The 20,508-nt window shown below is 64.5% G+C and carries 15 protein-coding genes; 10 read left to right on the top strand and 5 right to left on the bottom strand.

The features are described 5' to 3' along the window. The 7 genes from ACS13N_RS04535 to ACS13N_RS04505 are packed head-to-tail and all read left to right on the top strand — an operon-like array spanning position 1 to position 8,018. Positions 1-984 (top strand): ABC transporter permease, encoded by a 984-nt coding sequence (locus ACS13N_RS04535; protein ID WP_438930543.1) that lies wholly within the window; start codon positions 1-3, stop codon positions 982-984. Positions 985-986: 2 nt separating this feature from the next. After that, on the top strand, positions 987-1,922 hold the full coding sequence (locus ACS13N_RS04530; RefSeq protein ID WP_438930542.1) for an ABC transporter permease: 936 nt from the start codon (positions 987-989) through the stop codon (positions 1,920-1,922). Continuing rightward, positions 1,919-2,929, top strand: coding sequence for an ABC transporter ATP-binding protein (locus ACS13N_RS04525; protein WP_438930541.1), 1,011 nt, complete (start codon positions 1,919-1,921; stop codon positions 2,927-2,929). The genes ACS13N_RS04530 and ACS13N_RS04525 overlap by 4 nt, the downstream gene beginning before the upstream one ends. Next, positions 2,926-3,927, top strand: coding sequence for an ABC transporter ATP-binding protein (locus ACS13N_RS04520; RefSeq protein WP_438930540.1), 1,002 nt, complete (start codon positions 2,926-2,928; stop codon positions 3,925-3,927). Before ACS13N_RS04525 ends, ACS13N_RS04520 begins: the two co-directional genes overlap by 4 nt. Positions 3,928-3,974: 47 nt before the next feature. After that, entirely contained in the window at positions 3,975-5,543 is a 1,569-nt protein-coding gene (locus tag ACS13N_RS04515) for an ABC transporter substrate-binding protein (RefSeq protein WP_438930539.1), read from the top strand. Between the two features lie 7 nt (positions 5,544-5,550). Continuing rightward, positions 5,551-7,431 carry an acyl-CoA thioester hydrolase/BAAT C-terminal domain-containing protein gene (locus ACS13N_RS04510; protein WP_438930538.1) on the top strand — a complete coding sequence of 627 codons (1,881 nt, stop codon included), beginning with the start codon at positions 5,551-5,553 and terminating at the stop codon, positions 7,429-7,431. Next, the gene (locus tag ACS13N_RS04505) at positions 7,428-8,018 is read left to right on the top strand and encodes a peroxidase-related enzyme (protein ID WP_438930537.1); all 591 of its coding nucleotides are present in this window, start codon (positions 7,428-7,430) and stop codon (positions 8,016-8,018) included. The genes ACS13N_RS04510 and ACS13N_RS04505 overlap by 4 nt, the downstream gene beginning before the upstream one ends. Positions 8,019-8,090: 72 nt before the next feature. On the opposite strand, the gene ACS13N_RS04500 is transcribed toward ACS13N_RS04505, so the two are convergent. After that, a complete protein-coding gene (locus tag ACS13N_RS04500) occupies positions 8,091-10,388 on the bottom strand; it encodes a molybdopterin cofactor-binding domain-containing protein (protein ID WP_438930536.1) in 2,298 nt (765 codons plus the stop codon). After that, positions 10,385-10,852, bottom strand: coding sequence for a (2Fe-2S)-binding protein (locus ACS13N_RS04495; RefSeq protein ID WP_438930535.1), 468 nt, complete (start codon positions 10,850-10,852; stop codon positions 10,385-10,387). The genes ACS13N_RS04500 and ACS13N_RS04495 overlap by 4 nt, the downstream gene beginning before the upstream one ends. A 409-nt stretch (positions 10,853-11,261) precedes the next feature. Between ACS13N_RS04495 and ACS13N_RS04490 the strand changes: the two genes are divergently transcribed. Both ACS13N_RS04490 and ACS13N_RS04485 read left to right on the top strand, forming a co-directional pair. Beyond that, positions 11,262-11,933, top strand: a complete 672-nt coding sequence (locus ACS13N_RS04490; protein WP_438930534.1) for a response regulator — start codon at positions 11,262-11,264, stop codon at positions 11,931-11,933. 154 nt (positions 11,934-12,087) lie between these two features. Further along, the gene (locus tag ACS13N_RS04485; RefSeq protein WP_438930533.1) at positions 12,088-12,306 is read left to right on the top strand and encodes a hypothetical protein; all 219 of its coding nucleotides are present in this window, start codon (positions 12,088-12,090) and stop codon (positions 12,304-12,306) included. An 18-nt stretch (positions 12,307-12,324) separates the two neighbouring features. Here the strand turns inward: ACS13N_RS04485 and ACS13N_RS04480 are convergent, their stop codons facing one another. Next, positions 12,325-13,008: a LuxR C-terminal-related transcriptional regulator gene (locus tag ACS13N_RS04480; RefSeq protein ID WP_438930532.1), complete on the bottom strand. Its 684-nt coding sequence runs from the start codon at positions 13,006-13,008 to the stop codon at positions 12,325-12,327. Between the two features lie 104 nt (positions 13,009-13,112). Next, positions 13,113-16,088 (bottom strand): ATP-binding protein, encoded by a 2,976-nt coding sequence (locus ACS13N_RS04475; RefSeq protein WP_438930531.1) that lies wholly within the window; start codon positions 16,086-16,088, stop codon positions 13,113-13,115. A 262-nt stretch (positions 16,089-16,350) separates the two neighbouring features. Here ACS13N_RS04475 and ACS13N_RS04470 point away from each other — a divergent pair, with 262 nt between their 5' ends. Further along, the gene (locus tag ACS13N_RS04470; RefSeq protein WP_438930530.1) at positions 16,351-16,740 is read left to right on the top strand and encodes an NUDIX hydrolase; all 390 of its coding nucleotides are present in this window, start codon (positions 16,351-16,353) and stop codon (positions 16,738-16,740) included. Between the two features lie 6 nt (positions 16,741-16,746). Here ACS13N_RS04470 and ACS13N_RS04465 read toward each other — a convergent pair whose 3' ends face one another. Further along, on the bottom strand, positions 16,747-20,118 hold the full coding sequence (locus ACS13N_RS04465) for an autotransporter outer membrane beta-barrel domain-containing protein (protein WP_438930618.1): 3,372 nt from the start codon (positions 20,116-20,118) through the stop codon (positions 16,747-16,749). Positions 20,119-20,508 lie beyond the last annotated feature (390 nt).

The following is a 20,508-nucleotide window of genomic DNA, read 5'->3' as shown; positions in this document are numbered from 1 at the left end:
ATGACGGGTTGGCTACTCCGCCGTATCGGCCAGGCGCTGCTGGTGGTGCTGGTGATGACGGTGATCGTCTTCGTTGGCCTGCATGCCATCGGCAACCCGGTCGACATCCTGATCGGCCAGGATGTGGACCAGATCGACCGCGCCCGCATCATTGCGGAACTCGGCCTGGACAAGCCGCTGTGGCAGCAGTACCTGAGCTTCCTGAACGGCGCGCTGCACGGCAACCTCGGCAAGAGCTTCGTCTACAACGAACCCGCCATCCAGCTGATCCTGCAGCGCCTGCCGGCCACGTTGGAGCTGGCTTTTGCGGCGCTCATCATCGCAGTGGTGATCGGCGTGCCGCTGGGGTTGTTCGCGGGGCTGTATCCGAACCATCCGGTGTCGCGTCTGCTGATGACGGGCAGCGTGGTGGGCTTCTCGCTGCCGACGTTCTGGGTCGGGCTGATGCTCATCATGGCCTTCAGCGTAACGCTCGGTTGGCTGCCCGCCAGCGGGCGTGGCGAGACGGCCCGCCTGTTCGGCGTCGAGTGGTCATGGCTGACGGCCGATGGCCTGCGCCACCTGCTGCTGCCGGCCATCAACCTGTCGCTGTTCAAGCTCTCGCTGGTGCTGCGGCTGACCTCGGCCGGCGTGCGCGAGGTGCTGCCAATGGACTTCGTGAAATTTGCACGTGCAAAGGGCCTGTCGCCGTTGCGCGTGGTGCTGGCGCACGTGCTGCGCAACACGCTGATCCCGCTGGTGACGGTGCTCGGCCTGGAGCTGGGTTCGACCATCGCCTTTGCCGTGGTGACGGAAAGCATCTTTGCGTGGCCCGGCGCGGGCAAGCTGATCCTGGACAGCATCAACTCGCTGGACCGCCCTGTCATCGTTTCCTACCTCATCGTTGTGGTGTGCCTGTTCGTGTCGCTCAACCTGATCGTCGACATCCTGTATCGCATGCTGGACCCGCGCGTGCGTGCGGCGGATAACGCGGAGGCTGCATGAGCATGAACACGTCTTCGCAAACCACCGTAGCGACTGCCGCGCCGACGGCTCCAGCGCCCCGCAAGCAATCCCCCTGGCGGCGCGTGGCAGCGGATTTCCTCGCATCCAAATCTGCCATCTTCGGGCTGGCCGTTGTGGTGCTGCTGATGGCCGCCGCGCTAGCCGCGCCGTGGATCACACCGCAAAACCCGTATGACCTGATGCAGCTCGACGTGCTGGACTCGCGCCTGCCGCCGGGCTCGCCCAATGGGCTGGGCACGTTTACGTACTGGCTAGGCACAGACGGCCAGGGGCGCGATCTCTACTCCGGCATCCTCTACGGCCTGCGTATCAGCCTGGGCGTGGGGATTGGCTCCGCCGCCGTGGCAGCCGTCATCGGCACGTTGCTCGGCCTGATTGCCGCCTACGCCGGTGGCAAGGTCGACAACTTCATCATGCGCACGGTCGATCTGCTGCTGTCGTTCCCGTCGGTGCTGGTGGCGATGATGATCCTGGCCTATCTCGGCAAGAGCATCACCAATGTCGTGCTGACGCTGGTGCTGCTGGAGTGGGCGTACTACGCGCGCACGGTGCGCGGGCAAGCGCTGGTCGAACGCCGCCGCGAATACGTGGAAGCCGCGCGCTCGCTCGCCCTGCCCGGCTGGCGCATCGCGCTCAAGCACATCCTGCCGAACTGCCTGCCGCCGCTGATCGTCGTGGGCACGCTGCAAGTGGCGCGTGCGATCACGCTGGAAGCCACCCTCTCCTTCCTGGGCCTGGGCGTACCGATTACCGAGCCGTCGCTGGGTCTGCTGATTGCCAACGGATACCAATACATGCTGTCTGGTCAGTACTGGATCAGTTTCTATCCGGGTATTGCGCTGCTGCTGGCGCTGGTCGCCATCAACCTGGTCGGCGACCGCCTGCGCGAAGTACTGAACCCGAGGACGCAACGATGAGTGCGTCTGCAAGTTCCAATCCGTTGACGCTGGAAGTCCGCAACCTGCGCACGCATTTCTTCACACGCGACGGCGTGCTGCCGGCGGTGGACGACGTGTCGTTCTCGCTGGCGCGCGGGCGCATCCTGGGGCTGGTCGGGGAATCGGGCTCGGGAAAATCCGTCACCGGTTTCTCGATCATGGGTCTGGTGGACCCGCCCGGCCGCGTGGTCAGCGGCGAGATCCTCTACCAGGGCCGCGACCTGACCAAGCTGCCCGCGCGTGAACTGCGCAAGCTGCAGGGCAACCGCATCGCGATGGTCTTCCAGGACCCGATGATGACGCTCAACCCCGTGCTGCGCATCGACGCCCAGATGATCGAGGCCGTGCGCGCACACAGCAACATGAGCCACGCACAGGCTCGCGAGCATGCACGCGACACGCTGGGCCTGATGGGCATTCCCAGCCCGGAAGAACGGCTGCGCGCGTATCCGCACCAGCTCTCCGGCGGCATGCGGCAGCGCGTGGCGATTGCCATTGCGATGCTGCATCGGCCCGACCTGATCATTGCGGACGAGCCGACCACCGCGCTGGACGTAACCATCCAGGCGCAGATTCTGTCAGAGGTGCAAAAGCTCGCACGCCAGCATGGCACTGCGCTGATCTGGATCACGCATGACCTGTCCGTGGTGGCTGGCCTGGCGGACGAGGTGGCGGTGATGTATGCCGGCCGCATCGTCGAACACGGCCCGGTGGATGCCGTACTCGATGCGCCGCTACACCCGTACACCATGGGCCTGATCGACAGCCTGCCGAGCGAAAACCGCCGCGGCCAGCGCCTGCGCCAGATTCCGGGCATGACGCCGAACCTGCTGTCGCTGCCTGCCGGCTGCGCGTTTGCAGCACGTTGCCCGCGTGCATCCGAGGCGTGCGGTGTCCGTCCGGAGATCACGCAGCCAAACGCCGGACGTCTTGTCCGCTGCTTCCACCCCGGCACGCTGCCGGCAGCCACGCGGGAGGTCGCATGAGCACGCCGCTGGTCGAACTCAAGCAAGTCGGCAAGCGCTTCGGCAATCGCAAGATCGGCCCTGTTGACGGCATGCTGCAGCGTCTGGGGCTCGCGAAGCCGCCCGCCGTGGTGCGCGCAGTCGATGGCATTGACCTGGCCATCCAGCCCGGTGAAGTCGTCGGGCTCGTCGGCGAATCAGGCTGCGGCAAGTCCACGCTCGGCCGCATCGCCGCGGGGCTGATGCCACCGTCCGACGGCGAGGTACGTGTGGACGGCAAGTCAGTCAACACGCTCTCCGCCGATGAAGCCCGTGATGCCCGCCTGAAGATCCAGATGATCTTTCAGGACCCGTACGCCAGCCTCAACCCGCGCCTGCGCGTGGAAGAAATCATTGGCGAGGCGGCACGCGTGCACGGCCTAACCGATCGCGCCAACTTTGCCGACTACGTGGCCGCGCAGATGCAGCGCGCCGGCCTCGACCCTGCCCTGCGTGACCGCTATCCGCACCAGTTCAGCGGCGGCCAGCGGCAGCGCATCGGCATTGCGCGGGCGCTGGCGGTGCAGCCGTCGATGCTTGTGTGCGACGAGGCAGTGGCGGCGCTGGATGTGTCCATCCAGGCGCAGATCCTGAACCTGTTCATGGACCTGCGCGAGCAGCTCAACCTGACGTACCTGTTCATCAGCCACGACCTGGGCGTGGTGGAGCACCTGTCGGATCGCGTGGTCATCATGTACTTGGGCCGCGTGGTGGAGTCGGCGCCAGCGGAGGAAGTGTTCCGCCGCCCGAACCATCCGTACACGCAGACGCTGCTGGCGGAGATTCCCCGCCTATCGGCCCGGCACAAAACGTTCACGGCCATTCAAGGCGAAATGCCCAGCCCGCTGAACCCGCCGACGGGCTGCCATTTCCACCCGCGCTGCCCACACGCCATGCCCCGCTGCAAGACCGAAGCCCCGACCTTGCGCGGCATTGCGGTCAACCACGTCAGCGCGTGTCATTTGAACGACGCGATCTGAACGATCTTCAATAAGAAGCCAACCAAACAACAACTAAGGGAACAAACGTGAAACGCCTCCTCGCTTCGTCGATTGCCGTTGCCCTGCTTGCTGCCGCCGGCGCTGCCGGTGCGCAGACGCTGAACATCGGCTTTGCCGATCCGCTGTCGTCGCTCGACCCACAACTGAACAACCACGCTGGCGACCGCTCCGTCGACGTGCATTTCTGGGATCTGCTGGTCGAGAACAAGTGGAACAAGCTGCAACCCGGCCTGGCACTGTCGTGGAAGACGCTGGACCCGAAGACGTGGGAGTTCAAGCTGCGCCCTGGCGTGAAGTGGCACGACGGCCAACCCTTTACGGCGGATGACGTCATCTTCTCGTACCAGCGCGCGCGCAGCGTGCCGGGCAGCGTGGCGACCTTCGCGGGCTACCTGCGCACGGTGGAATCCGTCACGGCCAAAGACCCGCTCACGCTCATCATCAAGACGAACATCCCGAACCCAGACCTGCCGCTGAACCTGGCATCCGTGCACATCGTCAGCAAGCACGTGGGTGAAAAGTCGGCCACCGAGGACTACAACGCCGGCCGCGCCGTGGTGGGCACCGGCCCCTACAAATTCGTTTCGTACGTGCCGGGCGACCGCGTGGTCATGGCGCGCAACGACAACTACTGGGGCGGCAAGCAGCCTTGGGAAAAGGTCAACTACCGCTACATCAACAACGCGGCCGCGCGCACGGCCAACTTGCTCTCGGGCGAGGTGGATGTGATCGACAAGGTCTCCGTGGCTGACCTCGCGCGCCTGCGCCAGTCGCCCAACGTGCACGTGTTCGCCTACCCCGGCCTGCGCGTGATGCTGCTGCAGCCGAGCTTCCGCAAGGGCCCGAACGAATACATCACCGGCAACGAGGGCAAGCCGCTCGCAAACAATCCGCTGCTGGACGTGCGCGTGCGCCAGGCGCTGTCGCTGGCGGTTGACCGCAAGGCCATCGTCGATCGCATCCTGCAAGGCGCCGCCACCGTCGCCAACCAGTGGATGCCGGCCGATACCTACGGCTACAACCCCGACGTGAAGAACATTGCCTACGACCCGGCACAAGCGAAGAAGCTGTTGGCCGACGCAGGCTTCCCGCAGGGCTTCAACCTGACCATGCACGTGCCGAACGACCGCTACCCGCAGGGCCCGGAAACGGCGCAGGCGGTGGCGCAGTTCTGGTCGCGCATCGGCGTGAAGACCAAGGTGGAGGTGGTGCCCTGGTCGGTCTACTCGGGCCGTGCCAACAAGAACGACTATGCGATGAGCATGCTGGCGTGGGGCAACGGCACGGGTGAGGCGAGCTACGCGCTGGTCAACGTGCTAGCCACGGTGGATACCAAGAAGGGCCTGGGTGCATCGAACTGGGGCCACTACAGCAACCCGGCCGTGGACAACGCGCTGAACGCCTCCACCGAGGAGTTCAATGTCGAGAAGCGCGCGGCCATCCTGCGCCACTCGGTCAAGCTGGTGTCGGACGACGTGGGCGTGCTGCCGCTCTACCACTACCAGAACGTGTGGGCTGCCAAGAAGGGCCTGAAGGTCGCACCGATGACCAGCGACCGCACGGCCGCGCAGATGGTCACCAAGGACAGCAAGTAAGCGCGCCATGGCAACGTTCGTGCTCAACGCCACACCGGTGGATGACCTGATCGACGTGCAGCGCCGCATTGTCGTGACGGGGCTGGCGCCCGGTGCGCAGGTCGGCATCGTCGCGCAAACGCGTCGCGGCAACGGTGTCCTGTGGCACAGCCGCGCTGCGTTCGTGGCTGACGCGCAAGGCACCGTCGACCTGACGCGCGATGCGCCCGTCTCCGGCGATTACACCGGCATCAACGCCATGGGCCTGGTCTGGAGCCAGCGCCCGGAAGACGGCAAGGCGCGCGATGTCTTCCCGCAACCGGTGACCGCGCCGCTGACAACCTCACTCACGGCCACCGCCCACGGCGAGTCGATCCACGCGAGTTTCGTGCAGCGGCTGGCAGCACCCGGCGTGACCCGCCACGAAGTCCGCGATGAAGGCCTGGTCGGCACGCTCTACTTGCCGGACACCTATGCCCACCCAGGCCCGCGCCCGGCGGTGCTGATCCTGAATGGCTCGGGTGGCGGCATCAATGAGCCGCGTGCGGCGCTATACGCCTCGCACGGTTATGCGGCATTTGCGCTGGCCTACTTTAAGGCGCCGGGGCTGTCGGACTACATCTCCAACACGCCGTTGGAGTACTTCGAGCGTGCGCTCGCATGGCTGCGCAAGCGCGTCGAGCCGCTGCATGATTTCGTGGCGGTGAGCGGCCAATCGCGCGGCGGTGAACTGGCATTGCTGCTGGGCGCAACGTTTCCCGAGGCCGTGTCCGCCGTGATCGGCTACGTGCCGGGTGCGGTCGTGCACAGCGCGCAGAATGCCGCCGACCCCGCCATCGGCCGCGAAGGTCCGACGTGGCTGTACCGCGGCCAACCGCTGCCGCACCTGTGGGAAGGCAACCGTACTGCCACATGGGCGCCGTTCGATGAAGGTCCGGCGCCGCATCGGCATGAGCGCGCCATCCGCACCGCACTGCAGGATGCCGATGCCGTGGCACGCGCCCGCATCCGCATCGAACGCGCGCGCGGGCCTGTGCTGCTGCTCTCTGCCACTGACGACGGCTCGTGGCCTTCGGGCGATTACTCGCGCATGGTCACCGCCAAGCTGGCCGAGGTACGTCACCCCTACCCCGTGCAGCACTTCGACTACGAAGACGCGGGCCACGCCATCGTCTTCCCATACGTGCCGACCACGCAGCTCGTGTATGCGCACCCGGTATCGGGTCGCATCAGCACCGGCGGCGGCGAACCGCGTGCCAATGCCCGCGCCGACGCGCAATCGTGGGCCACTGTACGTCGCTTTCTCGCCAGCGCGGTGGCTGCGCGCGGCGCCTCCGTACCCGATTCTCGGAGCCTTTCAACAATGGATTTCACGCCCGCTCAAGATGTTGTCGATCAGGTTGCTGGCCTGGACGATGGCAGTGCCACGCACGCGCTGCGTCACGCCCGCGAAAAGGTGGCGACCGCCACCCAAGGCAGCTACGACGGCCTGTTCGACGCTGCCCTGCCCGGCCTCACGCTTGGAGAACGCCTGCTGGTGGCGCTCTACGCCTGCCGCTTGACGCCTGCCCCTGAACTGGCCGAGCACTACCGCGCGCGGCTGGCAGAAACGCCGGTCGACGCCACGGCATTGCAAGCGGTCGACCAGGGTGAAGTGGAAGCGCTGACAGATCCGCGTTTGCACGCCATCCTCACCTTCACGCGCACGCTCATCGAGCGCCCGATTGAAGGTGATCGTGCGGCGTTGCAGAGCCTGCCTGCCGCCGGGCTGGCCACGGCGGATGTGGTCACGCTCGCGCAGCTGATCGCCTTCCTCTCGTACCAGACGCGGCTGGTGGCCGGCCTGCGTGCGCTGAACGCCGCCGCCGGCACCAACGCATCCGCAACTTCCACGGAGACCGCAGCATGACCGAGATCATCCGCGCCCACGGCTTCACCAACGAATCGCTGGAGTGGAAGGCATGGCTCGATGTGGTCGACCTCGACCGCGCCACGCCCGAACAGATCGCCGTGCTGGAAGAGAGCCACCCGAAGGCGAAGACGTCGGACTACTACCGCTTCCTCGTTCATCAGCCGGAGATCCTGCGCCAGCGCTCGGCCGCGTTCAACGCGATCATGTATGCGCCGGGCGGCCTGTCGCGCGCGGAGCGTGAACTGGCCAGCGCCGTGGTATCGCGCGTGAACGGCTGCGTGTATTGCGCGTCCGTGCACGCGCAGCGCTTCGAGCAGCTTGCCAAGCGCAATGACGTGATCAAGCAGGTCTTCGAAGACCCGCACACTGCCGGCACGAATGCGCGCGAGCGTGCCATCGCACTGTTCTCCATCGACCTGACGCTGCGCCCTGGTGACGTACGTGCCGAAGACCTGCAGCCGCTCAAGGCCGCAGGGCTGACGGATGCCGAGATTCTCGACCTCATCCATGCCGTGGCGATCTTCGCGTGGGCCAACCGGTTGATGCTGAATTTGGGCGAGCCGGTGTTTCCGAACGCTGCCTGAGTCCTTCTGCACCCCAAAGAAAAAGCCGCAGGTTTTGAGCCTGCGGCTTTTTTTCTTTTCAACGCGGTAGTACTACGCCATCGGTAGCTGCCGCACCGGCTTTCCAGTCAACTGCGCCACGGCATGCGCCACTGCGGGGGCGATCGGCGGCACGCCAACCTCGCCCACGCCACTGGGCTCCGCCGTGCTCGGCACGATGTGCGTTTCGATAATGGGCACCTCCGCCATCTTGAGCGCTGGGTAGTCGGGGAAATTCGACTGCACGACCTGCCCGTCCTTGATGTCAATCCGCCCGTACAGCGCAGCGGTCAGGCCAAAGATCACCGCGCTTTCCATCTGCTGCGTAACGATGCCTGGGTTGATGACCGTACCGCAATCCACCGCACACACAACGCGGTGCACGCGCGGCTTGCCATCCTTCAGCGATACCTCCACCACCTGCGCCACCACCGAACCGAAGCTCGGGTGCAGCGCAATGCCGCGTGCACGCGGTGCGCCGTCGGCGGCGGACGGGAGCGGCCGCCCCCAGCCTGCGGCCTGCGCAGCCGTGTCGAGCACCTTCAACTCACGCGGATGCGCTTTCAGCAGATCACGCCGCATCGCCAGCGGATCCAGCTTGGCCGCGGCCGCCACATCGTTCAGGAAGCCCTCCATGAAGAACCCGTTGTACGAATGCCCCACGCTGCGCCAGAACCCGACCGGGACGGGCAGATCCACCGCCAGATGCGCGATGTGCTCGTGCTCAATTTCGTACGGCAGGTCGAACAGTCCTTCGGCGGTGTAGCGGTCGATGCCCGCCGACGGCGCACCAAACAGGCGATCCAACTCGCCCGCCAGGATCGATTGACCTGCACTGCGCGAGGCGATGGCCGTGACCTTGCCGTTCTCCACGCGCGCCTTCAAACGTGCAATGGCGTGCGGGCGGTAGAAGTCGTGGCGCACGTCTTCTTCGCGCGACCAGATGACCTGCACCGGCTTGCCTTCGGTCTTGGTGGCGATAGTGACGGCCTGGCTGATGAAATCGGACTCCAGCCGCCGCCCGAAACCACCGCCGATCAGCGGAATGTCGATGTGCACCTTGTCGCCGCTCACCCCAGCTGCACGCGCCGCCACCAGTTGCGCCAGCGTGGCGACCTGCGTGGGCGCCCACAGGTGCACGCCGTCCTGGGTCACCTGTGCCGTACAGTTGATCGGCTCCATGGCTGTATGCGCGAGGTACGGCGCGGTGTATTCGGCTTCCACAAGCATGGCGCCGTCGGCCTTGTCGAAAGCCTTCACGCCGTCGCCGAGCGAACGGTAGGTGAACCCGCCCTTGTCGCTATCCAACGCGCTGACAAGCTGCTGCCGGATGCCCGCGGAATCGAGCGTGGCGTAAGGGCCGTTGTCCCATACCGGCTCGACTGTGGTCAGCGCCTGGCGCGCCTGCCAATAGTGGTCGGCCACGACTGCCACACCGGGCGCACCGCCTGCCGCGCCTTCGAATGGCACCACGTAGCGCACACCCGGCATGCCAAGCGCTGCCTTCGACTGGAAGGTCTTGAGCTTGCCGCCAAAGACCGGGCACATCACCACGGCGGCGTACAACATCCCTGCCGGACGCGCATCGATGGAGAAACGTGCGCTGCCATCCGTCTTGGCGGCCAGATCATTGCGCGGGGCAGGCTTGCCGATCAACTGGTATTGCGAGGCCGGTTTCAGTACGACGTTGGACGGCGGCGCGATACCGCGCGCGGCCTTCGCCATGCCGCCAAAGGTCGCCTGCTTGCCGTTCGGGCCGATCAGTTGCCCTTCGCGTACGCTCACCTGCGCGGCTGGCACGTTCCATTCACGCGCGGCGGCTTCCACCAGTGTGGCGCGCGCCGTGGCGGCGGCTTCGCGCACCGGCTGCCAACCATCTGCCACACTGCTGCTGCCGCCGGTGATGATGAGACCGATCTCGCGCGCGCTCTTGGCCATGATCCAGTGCAGCGCGCGGGCCCAGGTCTTGTCCGCGCTGTCCGGATGCAGCGGCAGCGAGCTGTCGCCCATGGCGACCACGTTGCCGTAGATGCGCTCCACCGGCGAGGTCTCGATGCTCACGCGCGCCAGCGGAATATCCAGCTCTTCCGCCGCCAGCATCGACAGCGCGGTATGGATGCCCTGCCCCATCTCCACGCGCGGCATGGCCAGGATGACGTTGCCGTCCGGGGTGATCTTGATCCACCCGTTCAGGGCGACCTCGCCGCCATGCTCGGGAAACAGGGCCGGATCGCCCAGGCGGCTGCGCGGCGGCATCACGCCCCAGCCGACCACCAGCGCGCCGCCCACAGCGAGCGCCCCCAGCAGGAAGCGACGACGCCCGCTACGGGGCTTGGTTGCCTTGGCGTTCATGCTTGCCCCTCCCGCAGCGCCTTCGCGGCACGCTTGATGGCCGCACGCACACGCGGATACGTGCCACAACGGCAGATGTTGGTGATGGCCGTGTCGATGTCCGCATCGCTCGGGTCGGGTTGCCGTGCCAGCAAATCCGCAGCGGCCATCAGCATGCCGGACTGGCAGTAGCCGCATTGCGGTACCTGCTCGTCCACCCAGGCCTGCTGCAGCGCATGGCGCTTACCTTCGCCTCCAGCCAGCCCCTCAATGGTGGTGACATGCTTGCCGGCCACCGCAGCCACCGGCAGCACGCACGACCGCACAGCCACCCCATCCAGGTGCACGGTGCATGCACCGCACGCCGCGACGCCGCAGCCGAATTTGGTACCCGTGAGGTTCAGGTGATCGCGCAGCACCCAAAGCAGCGGCGTGGTCGGGTCGCAGTCGACATTGACCGGCCGGTGGTTGACGTCCAGATCCATGAGGGTGGTCTCCTTGCTTTTGTGATCTTTTTTGTGGCGAAAGCGTACGTTCAAACACCTCCGCACCGCAATAGTGGGACACCTCGACTCGGGGGAATTCCGCAAAGGAATCAAAGGATTAGCAACACGCAAAACCGCCCCCCCAAAGCACGCGCTGCGGGCTATCCGCAAGAAGCCATGCTCCCCGCATCGCACCGGCAAACCTGGGCACAACGCCCGGAATGGGCCCAGTCCTACAAGGCAGCTCACTGCTTTAGGACTGATCCGCTTTTCGCGTTTCTCCGGACTCAATACAGTCTGTCCATCATCCTTCGCGCGTGCTTGCGTCAGAGGTCATGTGCAATGCCGGCGCTTCCGTGACGTGATCGCCACAGAAAACCGCGGCTGCCCTGCAACACGCTCCACCACCATGAATCCCGTCCTGATCCGCGTCGCCATCGCCGACGACCATCCCGCCATCCTGTTCGGCGTCAAGCATGAACTGGCTAGCAGCCAGTCGATCTCGATCGACGGCCTGGTACGCAACTCAACCGAATTGATCGCACTGCTCGACCGCACGCGCATCGACGTGCTCGTGTGCGACTACGCCATGCCGGGCGGCAACTACGGAGACGGCATGGCATTGCTGTCGCTGGTCCAGCAGCGTTATCCGCACGTGCGCGTCGTGGTGCTGACGATGATGGAGAACGTGGCGATCCTGTCAGCGCTCACGGCTGGCATTCAATGCATCGTCAGCAAATCTGACCTGACGAACCACCTGTCGCTTGCTGTGCATGCCGCGTTTACGAACAGCCGTTACGTATCGCCAACGATCGAGAAGATTCTGCGTACCCTGGAGCCCAACCACAGAGACACACCGGGGAATGCACAGCTGACGGGCCGCGAACTCGAGGTCATCCGCCTGTACGTATCGGGCATGACGATCAACGAAATCGCGGCGCGCCTGAACCGCAGCAAGAAGACCATCAGCACGCAGAAGAGCACTGCCATGCGCAAGCTCAACATCGACCGTGAGGTGGACCTCTTCCACTACGGCATCGAGACGGGTCTGGTCCCCTCCGTCATGCGCCCGGCGCCATAGCGTACCGGCGCTGGTACTCGCCCGGATCGGAATCCACTACCAGACCGGTCTGATAGACGGACTTCCTTTCAACCCATAACGTAACGAAATTCGCACCGTGACCTTGGTGCGGCATGCGCAACGCACTGAGCGTTGCCATTGGGGGACGCAGATCGTGAAGCAAGCTGAACGAGACAAAGTACGGCACATTCTGCTCGGCTTCGCCGAGCTGACCGCGTCGGCGCGCCTGGATTTTCTGGGCGCCATGAATGAATACCTCTTCTCGTCGCCTCAGCGCAGGCGGCAGATTGTCGAGACGTGGAAACAACCGGAGTCCTCCACGCCAGACAAGCCACGGCCGCACCGTGCGCCGCCCGCTGAGCAAGCAGTCTGACGCCACTGCGATCAACGCTCAGCCCGCCTCACGCGGCGGCGTTTGCGATGACGTCAGCCAACCGTTCTCGGCGGCGTACTTGAAGAGATCCGCATCGCGCGAGAGGCCGAGCTTTTCCATGGCCCGACTCTTCTGCGTGCTGATGGTCTTCTTGCTGCGGTTGAGCCGCTCGGCAATCTCGTCGACCCGCAGGCCGGACACATACAGCCGCACCACTTCCGACTCACGCGGGCTCAACTCTGCAGACGCCGGCGCGGCAGCACGCTGAGCCTCGCGCTCCTTCAGTACGGCAGCAACTGTTGGGGAGTGATACTTGCCGCCGGTGTGCGCGGCATGAATCGCAGGCACAAGATGCGATACCGCATCGGACTTACTGACAATCGCGCGCACGCCAATGTCATCGAGCGAACCGAGGATGGCCGGACTGTCGAGCATCGTCAGCACGACGAGCTTCACTTGGGGAAAGCGCCGGCCAATGAAGCCGAACAACGTGATGCCGTCGCCATACGCACCTGTCGGCATGGCGTAGTCGGACACCAGCACGTCGCACGGCGTCGACTCGAGCAGCTTGACGAGGTTGGTCGAGTTGGAGGCATGCCCTTTCAGCACGATGGTGCTCACCGACGACAACTCATGCGACACCCCGGCAATCATCCCCGGATGGTCATCTGCCAACACCACGCCAATACTGAAGCTGCTCATTCCTCCCCCTTAGCCGATTGCGAGTCCGCCGGCTTCCGCGAACAACACAATTTTACGATAGGCGTTGCTCGACCATGCCCTGGCGGAAACGCACAACACGACGGTCAGGCAGCCCGCCTTGCCAGCGTTTCCCGCGCCAATTGCGCCAGCTGCTCGAATGCGGACTGCAACCCCGGCAGATCATCACCGCGCTTGGCCTGCTGCTCCATCTCGGCGCAGGTATCTGCGATAGCTTGCTCATGCACCATCGCAAACGCGCCGCGCATTGCGTGCAGGTGGCGCAGCGCAGCCTCTCGGTCATCCGATGACAGGGCAACCCGCAGGGATTCCAGCAGGTCATGCGTTGACGCCTTGAGCGCAGCAAGTACGCGCTCAGGCAACCGCCCCTCGCCAATGCTCTCGCGGTTTTCGGCTGCTGGCGCTGTTACCGCATCCGTACGCACCATGCGGTGCAGCATCGCATCGAGCGCCTTGAGCAGAATCGGCTTGACCAGCACGGCGTCAATCCCCTCCTGCACACAGCGCTGATGCTCTTCGATAGCCGCATGTGCTGTCAGCGCAATGATCGGTTGCTTCGCGCCTTGCGCGCGCAGGCATCGTGCGAGCGCATAGCCGTCCATGCCCGGCATGCTGAGATCCGTCAGCAGAACGTCGTAGTGCTGTTCGTTGAAACGGCGCAACGCTTCTCCGCCGCTGCCAGCCAGATCCACCTGGTAGCCCAGCGACTCGAGCTGCATCCGGATCAGCTCTCGGTTCGATGGTTGGTCATCGACCGCCAGTACTTTGATGCTGCCCGCTGAAACGCGCTGTGCATTCGCCGTGGGCTGGGCGGTGCTGACATCGTCAGCAGGCAACTCGGCCGGCGCGAACGGCAGTGTGACCGTGAACTGGCTGCCGTCTCCGGGGGCGCTGCGCAGGCTGATCGTGCCGCCCATCAGATCGACCAACCGACGGCACAGCGCCAACCCCAGCCCACTGCCGCCAAACCGGCGTGAGATGGTGGAATCAGCCTGCACGAAGGGCTCGAACAGACGTGCCTGTTGCTCAGGGCTCATCCCGATTCCGCTATCGCTGACACCAACGACGATCACCGGCTTGCCCGTGCTGTCCTGCTCCGCATAGATCTCGATCAGCACGTCGCCCTTCTCCGTGAACTTGATCGCGTTGCTAAGCAGGTTTGAAGCAATCTGCCGCAGCCGGGTGGGATCCCCCGCGTACGCCGGGGCAACGCTGTCGTCGACAATGCAATCGAATTGCAGCCCCTTCTGCCGCGCGATCGGCTCGAAGATGGCTGCCACTTCGCGCACGACGGCAGCAGCGTCGAACGGTATCGACTCGATCGTCACCTGCCCGGCCTCGATCTTGGAGAAATCCAGCACGTCGTTGATGATGCCCAGCAGCGCGTTCGACGACGACGTGACCGCCTCCAGCCGCTCGCCCACCACCGGTGCAAGCGGCATCCGCCCGATGAGTTCGAGGTTGCCGAGAATCGCGTTCAGTGGCGTGCGGATTTCGTGGCTCATTGTCGACAGGAAGGTCGACTTCGCGCGGTTGGCCTCGTCAGCAGCCTGTTTTGCTTCGCGCAGTGCCAGTTCCGTGCGCTTCTTATCAGTGACGTCCGTAAACGCCGTCACCAGCACGTTTGCGTTGTGATAGCGCGCGGGGGCCAGATTGACGGCCAGGTCGATCGCATTGCCATCCACCGTGGCCAGCGCCAGATCGTCATGCATAACGCCTGTGCTGCCGTGCGTTGCATAGCGCTGCGCAATTTCGGCGGACAGTGACGGCGCACCGGCCACCACGCGGCCGGCCATCTCGTTCATGATCGGGCTGCTCAGCATCGGCTCGCCGGTGCGTGCGTCGATTACGCCCAGGCCGATGGGGGCGGTTTCAATCAGGATCCGGTTCAGGCGTTCGATCTCGACCAGGCGCTCGGAGCGCTCCAGCATCGGTACAAATACACGCCGGTTGAACCACCACAGCATGATCCACAGCACGGCGATCAATCCGGCAGTCAGCAGCGTCGTCAGGCGAATCTCGGGCCAGACACCGGCCAGGACGTCACGCCACGTGAATGCGTAGACCACGCGCCCACCTGCCATGCCCGGTGGGGTGCTCACCATGAAGACACCGTTGCTTGCACGCTGCAGGGACACCCCCGTCGAAAGCCCCGACAGCTCTCGCAGGGCGACCAGCACGTCAGGGCGCTTGTCTGCATCGGCATCAATCGCGATCGGCGCGCCGCCTGCGCCGAGAACAACGAACGTTCCGTCGAACCGATCGGTCGACAGCGGCGCAAGCACCGCCTGCAGCGGAATCTCACAGACGAATACCGCAAACGGCTTGCCACCGGCATCCAACCCATAGATCGACATCCGCAGCGCAGACTCGCCAGTCAGCGGATTGCGATAGGGCTCAAGCCAGCGCACCGCGTGCAATCCGTTGCGCGGGTCATGAATGGTCTTGGGCGCAACCGAGTCACCGGCGGCATCCTGCGTGAGCGCGGCAAAGAATGCAGGCCGGTTCGCAAGCGCCGCGTCGAGCCTCGCCTGGTCCGGCCAGGGAAACGGCGACATCGCAACGAAGTCACGCGACGGCGTATAGACGTACGTCGTGAACCGATAGCCTTGGATGCTCGCGGTGGCCGCAAGCGTGCGCGAAACGCTATCCGTCAGCGCGATGAAGCGTGCCAGTTCGGGCACCGGCGCATCCGGCGTCGCACTCGCAAACAGAACGGAATGCAGCCCGCTGTCATGCTGGCGCACCAGCCGGCCACCGTCCGCCTGGAACCGGGCGGCATCGCCCGGGGTTGCCGTCTCGCGCTGATTCCATACCAGCTCGGCCAGGTAGATCGTGCTGCGAAGCACGATTTCCGCTTTCGTCACCTCGCTCGCCATGCGCTGGCCTTCAATCGCAAGCTCGCGACGCTGCCGCTCGTTGTGTGAATGGACCATCGACGCCACGGCAATACCGAACGTAAGCAGCGCTATGAGGGTAAGAACCACGCCGCCGCCAAACAGCGCAGAACGCCGAAACCGGCGCATGGCCGAGAGCACGGTGGATGGCTGGGCATTCGACATGGTGTGGCGACCCTTCAATGGTGCGGGATGGAGTGCGATGTTACGCCGGAATCTCTTGCCGCCAAGCGGTGGGCGCGGCAGGTTCGGCCTTGTCCGACAAGATCGCGGGCCGCTTTCGGACTCGACCGATTCAACGAATGCCACCGTTTCGGGAGAATGGCTGTGCTGGGCGATTACTCCACAGCTCAGCAGCTTGTTCTAGACACTCTCCATTTCGCCGCCTGCCGGGCGGCAAATTTTTTGCCCGTTTGAAAGACCTGCAATGAAGGAACGTGCAACCGTCCTCTGCACACGCGGCGATCAGATTCTCCTTGTCGCCCGCCCCCATGCCCACTGGGTACTGCCCGGCGGCAAACCGCACCGCGGCGAAACGCTGGATGACGCCGCGCGCCGTGAGCTGGCTGAAGAAACCGGCATCGTCTGCGGTGATCTCCGCTACCTGTTCCAGCACACCGGCGGAAACAAGCTGCATCACGTGTTCATCGCCGACATCGCGGCAAGCGCGACGGCCCGCCCCGCTCAGGAGATTGCGCACTGCGGCTGGTTCACCAGCACGGTGATCGCGTCGATCGACTGCAGCCGACCGACGCCGCTCATCGTGGAACGCGCGCTCGACGCGCTGGAAAACACGAGGCTTCCAGCCGCTGCGTAAGCCGCCTTACCATGCCCACCGTACGCCGACGTTGCCCATGATGGTGCGCTGGTGCTCGCCGCCGAGGTTGGTCAGGTAGCTGAGCGTTGCATACGCACTGCTGCGCTTGCTCAGCTGCGCCACCAGCCCCGCGCCGATCTGTCCAGCCGTCTGCCCGATCTGTGTGCCGATGGTCGTGGTGCCGCCGAATGTCGTCTTGTCATCCGCGCCAAACGCGCGCAGCACATTCACGCGCAGGTACGGCTTCCAGTTCACGCCATTCGAATCGAACGACCACTGCAGCCGTGCGCCAACTCGGCCCAGAAACGTGTTGCCATTGTTCCAGGTCACGTTCGAGATGCCATCGTTGAGCGTATTCAACGACTGCCACTGCCACACCAGTTGGGCCTGGGGTTCCAATGTCAGCCCGTTGCCAAGCGCGATCGGCAACCCCGCTTCGACCGAGCCCGTCACCGCGTTGCCGTTGGCGGAGCCCTTCACGTTGTCGACGGAGCTTGTACGCACCGTCAGTGCGCTGCCCATCAGGACGGCATCCGTATACCAACCCGTGGGCGCAACATGCGTCCAATAGCCCCCCAGGTTGTAGCCGTTGACCTGCAGGGAGCCGACGCCCAGCCCCTGCTGCGCCAGCGCAAAACCCTTCACGTCGCCCACTGCACGCGAGAAGCCCAACAACACACCATAGTGATTGCGATGGCCGTTTTGCTGCGTGTCTGCGTACAGATCCTGCCCGAGCTGCATGCCCCACACTGTGCCGTCGAACGACGGGTTCACGTCGCCCTTCTGCTTCATGTTGGTGTTGCCACCCCACACGCGTGCCCATGAGGCCGGCACCGTGCCGTTCTCGGTCAACAAGCCCTGCTCGCCCAGGCGATCATGGAACGTGTCGATCTGCAGTAGTCCGAGCTGACGTGCAACGGCCGGCGCTTCCGCGTACAGCGCCACCTCCGGACGGTAGATGGGCAGCGGAGCCGCACCCGGCGTCGCGTCGGCAATCGCTTCGACAATTGAGGTCGGTGTGCCTTCAGCTGCCGAAATGGGCGGCACAGGGGCGGGAGTCGGCGTCGGTGTCGGTGTCGGTGTCGGTGTCGGTGTCGGTGTCGGTGTCGGTGTCGGTGTCGGTGTCGGTGTCGGTGTCGGAGTGGGCGCAGGCGTTGGCGTCGGAGCGGGGGTCGGCGCAGGCGGAATCGTGTTGCGCAGATACCAGTTGTTGCCCGTTCCGCTCGACACGCCACCTTTGGCAAGGAAATACGTGTAGGCCCCTGCACTGACCGTGCCGCCGGACAACGTGAAGGCATTCGCACCGGTCGTCGCCCCGTTGATCGCCTGCACGACCTCAATGCCGTCGGCGATCGTTTGCGCGCCAGCCCCACCCACGTTCGTTACCTTGAGCGCGCTCGATCCACCTGCGGCGCCACCGCTCACAACGAGCCTGTCGGATGCGGCACCGTCGCCCGCAAGCACCGTGTTCAGCGCGACCGTCGCGTTCTGGCCCGTGTAGTTGCCCGCCACCGTCAGCGTGTTGCCGACCCCGCTGCCGCCAAGCTGCACGAGCCCCGCGTTGGTCAGGTTACCGTTGATCTGGAAGTTGCCGGTTGCGCCGCCCGCCAGGCTGGTCAACGCGTTTGCGGCGGCGATCGTGCCGCTGTTCGTTACGTTGCCAGTCACGCTGCCGTAGCCGCCGAGCGTTGCACCGCCTGCGACCGACACGGCTCCACCGCCAGATAGCGCCGCCGACGCAGGGGTGCCGTCACCCACGACAAGCGTGCCAGCATTCACGTTGGTGCCGCCAGCGTAGCTGTTGACACCGTTCAACGTAAGCACGCCGCTGCCGAGCTTGGTCAGCGAACCGGCACCGGTGATGTTCTGCGCCACCGTGGAGTTGAAGCCTTGCGTATCGATCGTGCCGTTGTTGGCCGTGATCGACACCGCCCGGCTCGCCGCAAGATTGAACGTGCTGCCGAGTTGTAGCGTACCGCCGTTGAGTGTCAGCGCACCCGACGATGCTCCCAGGGCGCTATCTGCGGCCGCCGATAGCGTGCCCTGCGTGATCGTGGTGCCGCCGGAGTATGCGTTACTGCCGGACACCGTCAACGTGCCCGCGCCGGTCTTCTCGACCGCGCCAGACCCGCTGATGGTGCCCGTGTAGGTGCCGGCGCTGTCTTGCTGGAAACGTACCAACCCGTTGTCGGTCACGGACAGCGGCAGATTCGAGGCATTCGCCTGCAGCGTCGCGCCATTGTTGACGGTAGCAACGACGGAGGCCGTGCTCGTGCCAAGCGTGCCCGTCAGGTTAAGCGTACCGCTCTGCACCAGCGCGGTCGAAAACGTAGCTGTGCCAGCCCATGTCCAGTCGGTGCCGGCCATGGTCAGGCTCTGGAAATTGGTGAACGCGTTCGACGCTGTCCCCGTGCCTTGCAGCGTTACCGTGTTGGTGCCGCCACCGCCGTTGGCCGTACCGATGATCTGCGAGCCGGTCTGCAGGATCAGCGTCACATTGCCATTGCCGCCCTGGATGGCGGTGCCGCCTCCGCCCTGGATCAGCCCCGCATTGGTGATCGTCGTGGCGCCATTGGTAGAACGCACACCAATGCCGTTGTTGCTGATGATCCGACCGCCCGCCTGGTTGTTGATGCTTGCGGTAAACGAGCTGCCGAGCGTGTTCGACACCACCGCATCGACACTGCCGCTGCTCGACGCGGTGCCTGTCGTCTGAATCGTGCCGCTGTTGTTCAGGGTGTCGTTGTTGCCCTGCATGTAGACGGCCGGGGCATCCCTGCCGTTGGAAGTCAGCGTACCGCTGTTGTTGATGGTGCCGTTGCCGCCGAGCAACGACACCGCGCGCGCGTTGTTTCCGGAGGTCGTCACCGTACCGGTATTGGTGATCGTGTTGCCCGAAGCGCCGGGGTTGCTTTGGCCCCACGCGGCGGTCATGCCATACGAATTGTTGCCCGTGGTTGTAATGGAGCCATTGTTGACAAGCGTGTTGCTATTGCCGTTGGCGGCCATGCCGTCGTTGTACGTGCCAGTGGTCGTGATCACACCGGTCGCGCCATTGGTGATTGTGTTGTTGTTATTCACCCCGATCAGCATGGCACCGCGGTTTGCAACACCGGTGCCGTTGCCAGACAGCGAGAGATTGCCGTTATTGGTGATCGCGCTTTGCGTATCAACGGAGAATGGCGTCGGCGTCGTCGCCAACGCATAGCTGCCGGTGGCCGTTGAATCGATATTAATGGTGACATTGGTGCTACCGGCAACCGCATTCACCGACGGAATGCCCGGATTCGAGCAATTGACCGTCGTACCACTGGTCGGCGCCGTCGACGAACAGGCGGCGTAGGCACCAACGGGCATCGTGCCAGTAATAATCGCCATGCCACCAACACCCAGACTCCACGCATTCTTATTCATTTTTTTCTCTCGCAATATGACGGGGGCTATTGCTACGAATTGTTGCGCCAGTGTTTATAACATCGGCCCGGATTGCCTCGCAAGGACTGAAAATGAAGTGAAGAGATTGATTTGCAGTCCCGGCCAAACCGACCTAAATTCCTCTGCTGTGCCTGCACATGGCGCCCTGCCCGGAGCCCTACACGAAGCCGGCAATCACGCGTCATTTCGCGTAAACGAAAATCGCTCGGAAACGAAGCCCGAGCGATTTTTTTGTCCATCAGATGCGAAAACGCCCGGCGCGCATCAACGCTCCGGGCGTAAAACCAACACGGTAGGTTCTCCCGCGTAGTGGTTAGGAAAGTGTCACAGACA

The sequence above is a fragment of the Ralstonia sp. 24A2 genome (assembly GCF_051783885.1).
In the GTDB taxonomy this organism is placed as follows: domain Bacteria; phylum Pseudomonadota; class Gammaproteobacteria; order Burkholderiales; family Burkholderiaceae; genus Ralstonia.
This window is presented reverse-complemented; position numbering and strand designations above follow the sequence as displayed.

Coding starts and splice junctions, on each gene's coding strand:
- ACS13N_RS04475 (WP_438930531.1), bottom strand. CDS start 16,088: ATGTCGAATGCCCAGCCATCCACCGTGCTCTCGGCCATGCGCCGGTTT.
- ACS13N_RS04530 (WP_438930542.1), top strand. CDS start 987: ATGAACACGTCTTCGCAAACCACCGTAGCGACTGCCGCGCCGACGGCT.
- ACS13N_RS04490 (WP_438930534.1), top strand. CDS start 11,262: ATGAATCCCGTCCTGATCCGCGTCGCCATCGCCGACGACCATCCCGCC.
- ACS13N_RS04495 (WP_438930535.1), bottom strand. CDS start 10,852: ATGGATCTGGACGTCAACCACCGGCCGGTCAATGTCGACTGCGACCCG.
- ACS13N_RS04505 (WP_438930537.1), top strand. CDS start 7,428: ATGACCGAGATCATCCGCGCCCACGGCTTCACCAACGAATCGCTGGAG.
- ACS13N_RS04470 (WP_438930530.1), top strand. CDS start 16,351: ATGAAGGAACGTGCAACCGTCCTCTGCACACGCGGCGATCAGATTCTC.
- ACS13N_RS04465 (WP_438930618.1), bottom strand. CDS start 20,118: ATGGCGATTATTACTGGCACGATGCCCGTTGGTGCCTACGCCGCCTGT.
- ACS13N_RS04510 (WP_438930538.1), top strand. CDS start 5,551: ATGGCAACGTTCGTGCTCAACGCCACACCGGTGGATGACCTGATCGAC.
- ACS13N_RS04535 (WP_438930543.1), top strand. CDS start 1: ATGACGGGTTGGCTACTCCGCCGTATCGGCCAGGCGCTGCTGGTGGTG.
- ACS13N_RS04500 (WP_438930536.1), bottom strand. CDS start 10,388: ATGAACGCCAAGGCAACCAAGCCCCGTAGCGGGCGTCGTCGCTTCCTG.
- ACS13N_RS04520 (WP_438930540.1), top strand. CDS start 2,926: ATGAGCACGCCGCTGGTCGAACTCAAGCAAGTCGGCAAGCGCTTCGGC.
- ACS13N_RS04480 (WP_438930532.1), bottom strand. CDS start 13,008: ATGAGCAGCTTCAGTATTGGCGTGGTGTTGGCAGATGACCATCCGGGG.
- ACS13N_RS04525 (WP_438930541.1), top strand. CDS start 1,919: ATGAGTGCGTCTGCAAGTTCCAATCCGTTGACGCTGGAAGTCCGCAAC.